Annotated in this window: 5 protein-coding genes; 1 reads left to right on the forward strand and 4 read right to left on the reverse strand. The window is 74.0% G+C overall.

What is annotated here, in order from left to right; genetic code table 11:
* Window positions 1-23: 23 nt before the first annotated feature.
* The 4 genes from ACGFIG_RS26710 to ACGFIG_RS26725 form a co-directional block, all read right to left on the reverse strand.
* Window positions 24-1,598 carry an FMN-binding glutamate synthase family protein gene (locus ACGFIG_RS26710; protein WP_393007375.1) on the reverse strand — a complete coding sequence of 525 codons (1,575 nt, stop codon included), beginning with the start codon at window positions 1,596-1,598 and terminating at the stop codon, window positions 24-26.
* A gap of 81 nt (window positions 1,599-1,679) precedes the next feature.
* Window positions 1,680-2,900, reverse strand: a complete 1,221-nt coding sequence (locus tag ACGFIG_RS26715) for a PP2C family protein-serine/threonine phosphatase (RefSeq protein ID WP_393007377.1) — start codon at window positions 2,898-2,900, stop codon at window positions 1,680-1,682.
* A 74-nt stretch (window positions 2,901-2,974) separates the two neighbouring features.
* Entirely contained in the window at window positions 2,975-5,122 is a 2,148-nt protein-coding gene (locus ACGFIG_RS26720; protein WP_393007379.1) for a glycogen debranching N-terminal domain-containing protein, read from the reverse strand.
* A 308-nt stretch (window positions 5,123-5,430) separates the two neighbouring features.
* Window positions 5,431-6,561 (reverse strand): peptidoglycan-binding protein, encoded by a 1,131-nt coding sequence (locus ACGFIG_RS26725; protein WP_393007381.1) that lies wholly within the window; start codon window positions 6,559-6,561, stop codon window positions 5,431-5,433.
* A 226-nt stretch (window positions 6,562-6,787) separates the two neighbouring features.
* On the opposite strand from ACGFIG_RS26725, the gene ACGFIG_RS26730 reads away from it, so the two are divergent.
* A complete protein-coding gene (locus tag ACGFIG_RS26730) occupies window positions 6,788-7,246 on the forward strand; it encodes a PaaI family thioesterase (RefSeq protein WP_393007383.1) in 459 nt (152 codons plus the stop codon).
* The last annotated feature ends 91 nt before the right edge of the window (window positions 7,247-7,337 follow it).

A 7,337-nucleotide genomic window follows, 5' to 3' on the forward strand; every position in this document is an offset into this window, starting at 1 on the left:
TTGTGGCGTCGCGCGGGGCCGGCTCAGGACGTCGCGGTCGCCGAGGGCGGGGCGGTGCCGCCCTGCGGGGCCTCCGCCGTCATGAGCCGGACGATCTCCGCCCGGTCGGCGGCCGACGGCAGGCCCCACTCGGGGCGGTAGCCGTACACCTCGTGCAGGGGGTGGGAGGCGGTGCGGCCGTCGAGGATCTCGATCGCGTCGGTGTCGATGAGGCCGGGGTGCTCGACGCCGCACGCCTCGGCGACCTTGACGAGGTCCCGGCGCAGCGTCCGGATGTAGTTGGCCGCCCGGACCGACTTCGAGCCCGGGTCCACGCCCCGGGCGAGCCACGGGTTCTGGGTGGCGACGCCGGTGGGGCAGGTGTCGGTGTGGCACTTCTGGGCCTGGATGCAGCCGATCGCCAGCATCGCCTCCCGGCCGACGTTGACCATGTCGCAGCCGAGCGCGAACGCCACCACCGCGTTGTCGGGCAGGCCGAGCTTGCCGGCGCCGACGAAGACCACCTGCTCGTGCAGGTCGCGCTCGGCGAACACCTTGTAGACCCGGGCGAAGCCCTGCTGGAACGGCAGGGACACGGAGTCCGTGAAGATCAGCGGCGCGGCTCCGGTGCCGCCCTCGCCGCCGTCGACGGTGACGAAGTCGACCCCGCGCCCGGTGTCGCGCATCAGGGTGGTCAGCTCCTCCCAGAAGCCGAGGTCGCCGACCGCGGACTTGATGCCGACCGGCAGGCCGGTCTCGGCGGCGAGCAGCTCCACCCAGTCGAGCAGGCTGTCGCAGTCGGAGAACTCGGCGTGCCGGGACGGGCTGACGCAGTCGCGGCCCTGCGGGATGCCCCGGGTCGCGGCGATCTCGGCGGAGACCTTGGCCGCCGGTAGCAGGCCCCCGAGGCTGGGCTTCGCGCCCTGGCTGAGTTTGATCTCCAGCGCCCGTACCGGCGCCCCGGCGACGAGGTCCTTGAGCCGCTCCAGGCTGAACCGGCCGTGTTCGTCGCGGCAGCCGAAGTACGCGGTGCCGATCTGGAAGACCAGGTCACCACCCTTGCGGTGGTACGGCGACAGCCCGCCCTCGCCGGTGTTGTGCAGGCAGCCGGCCAGGGCCGCGCCCCGGTTGAGCGCCTCCACGGCGTTGCCGGACAGCGACCCGAAGCTCATCGCGGAGATGTTCACCACCGACTCGGGCCGGAAGGCGCGGGCGCGCCCCCGGGCGGCGCCGAGCACCTTCGCGCACGGCAGCCGCACGTCGTGCCCGGCGCCGGGCGCCGACGGCGGGACGGCCCGACCGAAGGTGCGGTGCTTGACGATCGGATATCCGGGCGTGAACTCGATGTCGTTGTCGGTGCCGAAGCCGAAGTAGTTGTTCTGCTGCTTCGCCGAGGCGTACACCCAGCGGCGCTGGTCACGGGTGAACGGCCGCTCCTCGTTGTTGCCCGCGACGATGTACTGGCGCAGCTCCGGCCCGATGGACTCGAGCAGGTACCGGGCCCGGCCGAGGACCGGGAAGGTACGCAGCAACGCGTGGTCGCGCTGGATCAGGTCACGCGCGGCGAGGGCCGCGACGGCGGCGACGGCGGCGGGTACGGCACGGCTTGCCCACTTCATGCCCGCCACTCTTTCCGCGATCGTCGCCCGTCAAACGGGCCGGGGCCAGCCGACCGGCGCCGGCGACGGTCGGCGAGCGGATCAGGTCGGCGTCGGGAGGCGGTGGACGACCAGCACGGCTATGTCGTCGGTCGGCTGCTCGGCGCCGAGGGTGCGCATGACCGTGGCGCAGACCTCCTCGGCCGGTGCCGTCCGTACCACGCCGGCGAGCTGTTCGAGGCCGACGTCGATGACCTCGTGGCGGCGTTCCACCAGGCCGTCGCTGAAGCAGACCAGCACGGCGCCCGGCGGGAGGTCTGCCTCCGCGCTCTGCCGGGGCGGCGGCCGGCGACCCGTGCCGAGCGGGGGATCGGCGTGCACCTCGACGGGTGCGCCCCGCCGGCCCGGCACGGCGAGCACGGGGCGCAGGTGCCCGGCGGAGGAGAGCCGGATGCGGGTCCGGTCCGGGGAGATCATGGCGTAGAGCGCGGTGGTGAGGTTGCCGGCCTCGAAGTGGCTGACCTTGCGGTCGAGGAGCGTCAACGCCTCCGCGGGGTCGTCGCACACCAGCGCGTACGCGCGCAGCGCGCTGCGGACGCGACCCATGATCACCGCCGACTGCAGGCCGTGGCCCGACACGTCGCCGATGACCAGGCCGAGCCAACCCGAGGGCAGGACGAACACGTCGTACCAGTCGCCGCCGATGCCGGCGACGTGCCCGGGCACGTACCGGGCGGCCATGTCGAGGCCCGGCACGTGGGGCAGCTGGGTGGGCAGCAGGCTGCGTTGCAGGGCGAGGGCGGCGTTCTGGTCGAGGTTGTTGGACCGGGCGAGGTTGGCCAGGCTGGCCCGGTCGGCGACCAGCTCCAACAGCCGTACGTCGTCGGCGGTGAACCGGCGTTGGCCCAGCGTGCCGACGTGCAGCACGCCGATCAGCTCGCCCCGGGCGAACATGGGCACGCCGAGCAGCGACCGCAGCCCCATCGCCAGCAGGACCGGGTTGACCACGACCCCGGAGGTGACGTCCTCGACGATCACCGGCTGCCGGGTCAGGGCGATCCGGCCGGCGAACCCGCGTCCCACGGCGACGCGGAAGCCCTGCCGGACCTCCTCCTCCAGCCCCTTGGCCGCGGTGGCCACGAGCTGCTGCGCGTGCGTGTCCAGCAGGAGGATGGCCGCCGTGTCGACGTCGAGCAGGTCCCGGACGCGGTCGAGGAGCTCGTCGAAGAGGTCGGCCGCGTCGAGGCGGGACAGCGTCGCGTCGGTCACGGCCTCGATGCGGCGCAACCGTTCGTCGTCCTGGATCAGCCCCTGATCGGCCACGACAGGATCCTAGCCCCGTCGGCCGGGTCCGCCGCCTTCCGCGCTGCGCCGGCCGGCCCGGCTCCGGCGGCCGGTCAGGACCGGTGCCGGATCGCCGAGGCCTGGAGAGTGGGCCGACGGATCACCGCGATCCGGTCGCCGCGGGCGCGCAGCGACGTGCGCCCGCCGCGCCCGCGTCGTACGGTCAGGTCGACCGTGCGACCGCCGACCCGTACGCCCTCCAGCACGAGATCCGGCAGCCACTCCGGCAGGTGCGGGTCGACGAAGATCGTCCGCAGCGGCGCGGCCGGGCGCAGGGCCAGCAGCGCCTGGATCAGCGCGACGACCGCGCTGGCGGACCAGGCCTGCGGGGAACAGGAGTCGGGGTAGACGCCCGGATGCGGGTGGGCTCCGTCGCGGGGCAGTCCGCTGAGCACCTCGGGCAGGCGGTGTTCGGTGAAGAGCGCCGCCGCCGAGAACATCCCCTCCGCGAGCCGGTGCAGGTGCTCCCAGCAGCCGTACCGGGCCAGCCCCAGGCCGATGGTGCCCGCCTCGACCGGCCAGACGCTGCCCCGGTGGTAGCTGAACGGGTTGTAGGCCGGGTGCGCCGAGGACAGGGTGCGCACGCCCCAGCCGCTGAACATGTCGGGGGCGAGCAGCCGGTCGGCGACCAGGGGCGCGAGGCGGGCGGGCACGATCCCGGTGGCCAGCAGGTGGCCGTCGTTGGAGTTGACCGAGCGTACCTGCCGCTTGTCCGGCCCGAGCGCCAGCGCGTAGCAGTTGCGCTCCGGCATCCAGTAGGCGCGGTGGAAGCGGCGCCGCAGGGCGGCGGCCCGGCGGAGCAGCGCGGCGCCGAACGCGGGGTGCCCGGCCGTGGCGAACACCACCGCGGCGTGCCGCAACGCGGCGTACCAGTACGCCTGCAACTCGCTGGTCGCGATGGGGTTCGGCACCACCTCGCCGTGCTCGTCGACGATGGCGGTGTCCGAGTCCTTCCACCCCTGGTTCTTCAGGCCGCGCGGGGACCGGCGGTGGTACTCCAGGAAGCCGTCCCGGTCGAGGTCGCCGTACCGGTCGATCCAGCCCAGGACGCGCCGCGCGGTCGGCAGCAGCTCCCGCACCGTGTCACGGTCCCCGGTCCAGGCCAGGTACTGGCCGAGGAAGACCAGGAAGTCCGGCGCGGTCGACCAGTCGCCGTAGTAGCCGGCGAACGGGTCGAGCCCGAGCAGGGACAAAGGGCCCCGCCGGGCCTCGTGCAGCGGCTTGCCGGGTTCCTCGTCCCGCCAGTCGTCGATGCGCCGCCCGAGATGGTGGGCGTTGAGCCGCAGGCTGTCCGCCAGCATCGTCGAGCCGGCGAGCAGCGCCTGCCACGAGGCGGTCATCGTGTCGCGGCCGAAGATCTCCTGGTAGATCGGCAGGCCGGCCATCGGCGCCGTCGGCCCCTCCGGTTCCCCGAGCGGCAGCACGGACAGGTCGTCGACCGCGCACCGCCAGGCGGCGGTGACGTCGAAGTTGCTGCTGGCGAGCCGGGTGAGTTCGCGGGCCAGGGTGCCGCGGGCGCGCGCGGCGGCGTCGTCCGGGTCGGTGAAGGTGGGCGGCGGGGCGGCGAGGCGCTGCCCGTCGAAGACCGGTTCGACGAGCAGTTCCACCCGGCCGGATCCCCGGGGCGGCACCGCGACGTCGACCGTCAGGGTGCCGTCGGCGTACGAGACGGGCAGGTCGGCGCGGACGCCGATCGCCACCGCCCGGTCGAGGCCGTCGCAGCGGTAGGTGAGCCGCAGTTCCCGCTCCCGGTCGTCCCAGCTCGCGTCGACCGTGCCGGACTGCACCCGGCGGCCGGTCTCGGCCTCGCTGGTGTCGGCGAAGTCGGCGGCGAGGTGGATGCGCAGCCGCAGGTCCAGCGGCACGGCCGCGTAGCTGACCACGGTGAGCCGGGTACGCAGCCCCGCGCCGACGAAGCGCTCCACCAGCAGGTAGGACGCGCGGGAGGGCAGCGTCTCACCCTCGCCGAGGGCGGCGTACGAGAGCTGGGCGTGCCCCGCCACGTTGGCCGTGCTGAACGCGACCGGCTCGCGACCGTCCACGCTGAGGCGTTCCGTGCTCAGTACCCGGGTGTTGCGGGCGAAGAAGCCCTGCGGGTCGGCGCCGGTGATCCGGCCACGGACGTCGGTGACCAGGGTGCTCCAGCCGCTCGCCACGTAGAGCAGGTCCGGGCGTACGCGCAGGTTCCGGACGCGGTTCATCGCGGCCGGGGCGCGCTCGGGCCGGGGCCGGCCCACCGGGTGGGGCGACCGGGCCGCGGAGGCGGAGGCGGCGACAGCATTCGGGTGCACCCCCTGACCGGCGGCTGCGGGCCGGGGCGCACCGGTGAGGTGTCGCCCCGGGCCCGTCGGACAGCGGTCCCTACCCGCTCCCGCCGCCGCTACACCAGCCCCGCGCGAGAAGCCCGTGCCGCGCGGCGGTCAGCGGCCCGTGGCGGCGTCGCCTCGTCGTCCCCGCGGCTGGCCGTCCGTGTCCCGCCGGCCGGACCGCCCCGCCTGCCGGCCGGCGGTCAGTGGCGGAACGACCGGCGTACGACGCCGCCGACGATCGCGCACCAGGTGTCGACGTCCAGCTTGCCGTGGGCCGGCAGGCCGTGCCGCCGCTGGACGTCCTTGACGGCCATCTTGGTCGGGTGGTCGTACTCGCCGGTGGCGGTGACCTCGGCACGACCCTGGAAGTTCAGCAGGAACTGCACGGCGGTGACCGGCAGCCCGGTGGCGTCCTTGTCCAGCTCCGGCACCAGGGTCTCCCAGGTGGGCGCGGTGAGGGTGGCGTCGACGTCGACCGGAATGCCGTTGCGGTGCTGCCAGTCCTGCACGGCGGCGACGGTGGCGGCGTCGAAGACGCTGTTGACCGGCACGGCGTAGCCGCGGTGGGCCAGCAGGTACTGCACCACCCGGACGCTCGGGGAGCCGACGAAGCGCCACAGGTCCGGCCAGCGGCGGGCCGGCACGTCGGCGAGGTCGGTGCCGAGGGCCTCGAACACCCGGCGCCGCAGCGTGGGGAACTGCCCGTAGAAGGCGGCGCCGGGGCAGAGCGTGGTGCGGAAGTCCCAGTGGCCGAAGATGTCGTGGGCGTGCAGCCCGTACTGCCGGCAGATGGTCGTGCAGAGCGTGACCAGCGAGTCGAGCAGCGCCTCCGGTGGCGTCTCGGTGACGTACGTGCCCTCGTTCTCGATGCCGATGGCCCGGCCGTTCTCACCCGGGCAGTGCGCCGAGATCATCTGCCGGTCGCCGGCCCGCAACCGCTCCAGGCTGCCCCGGCGGCCCTCCATGACGTAGCCGCCACGGCTGATCGTGAAGTGCTGGCCGGTGTCGGACCAGCCGTTGCCGTCCATGTGCAGGTTCTGGCAGTCGCGGGCCAGCTTGACCGCCTGCGCCTCGGAGTAGTCGGTGACGTTGGGGAACGCCATGTGGTGCACGATGATCTTGTTGGTGGGGATGGCGCTGACCGACAGCGGGTCCGCCGGCGGACGCGCGCCCCACTCGTCGCAGCTGTAGATCCAGTCCAGGTCGGTGCCGGGGTCCGCCTGCGCGGCGCCCGGAAGGGCGAGCTGAGTGCCGACGACCGCGACCGTGGCGGCGCCGAGGCCGGCGCGCAGCAGGGTCCGGCGGTCCAGTGCGGAATCTTCGACGTGCAAGGCATCTCCTCTGCGGCCGGGGCGCGGCGGGCAGCCCTGTGAAAATGAGCGCCAAGCGCCACGTGTGCAGTGGAGGATATTGCCAACATGCGGCTGCGCGCCAGAGGCCGGCCGAGGTCGGAGCGGCCGTGGGCGCCCCGAGCCCCCTCGCGTCCGGGGGCGGTGGGCCCCGCGTGCCAGCCGGGCAGCGCCGGAAGTGTCGGTGGTGGCATGTTCAATGTCGCGCGTGGAGCCGGACACGGATAGGCGTGGGCTGTTCTGGGACGTGCTGGCGGGACGGGTGTCACCGCCACCCGCGGCGGTGGTGCTCGGCTGGGAGCTGATCGCGGTGGAGCCGGAGCGGGGGACCATCGAGGTGGCGTTCCAGGCGGGCGAGCACCTGACGAACCCGGTGGGTGCGATCCAGGGCGGGTTCCTGGCCGCGATGCTCGACGACACCCTGGGGCCGGCGCTGGTGGCGGCGTTGCCCGAAGGCCAGTTCGCGCCGACCCTCGATCTCCACGTGCAGTTCCTCCGCCCCGCCCGCCCCGGCCGGCTGGTGGGCCGCGGGCGGGTCGTGCAGCGCGGCAGGGAGGTCTGCTTCCTCGCCGGCGAGCTCGTCGGGCCCGACGGCCGGCCGGTGGCGGTGGCCACGGCGACCGCACGGATCCAGCTCGTCCGCCAGCCGGAGCAGGTGGCGGGCTAGGGCCTGTGTCGAAGTCGGCGGTGGTGCCTGAGCTGGCGTGACCGCTCGGCGTGTCGAAGATCGAAAATGGGTGAGGTCTCCGGTAGATGGT

It is taken from the genome of Micromonospora sp. NPDC049048 (assembly GCF_043197615.1).
Taxonomy (GTDB): Bacteria; Actinomycetota; Actinomycetes; order Mycobacteriales; family Micromonosporaceae; genus Micromonospora.

What these genes read in the sequence shown, in the direction of transcription:
- ACGFIG_RS26710 (WP_393007375.1), bottom strand. Translation starts at nt 1,598, where the DNA reads ATGAAGTGGGCAAGCCGTGCCGTACCCGCCGCCGTCGCCGCCGTCGCG.
- ACGFIG_RS26720 (WP_393007379.1), bottom strand. Translation starts at nt 5,122, where the DNA reads ATGAACCGCGTCCGGAACCTGCGCGTACGCCCGGACCTGCTCTACGTG.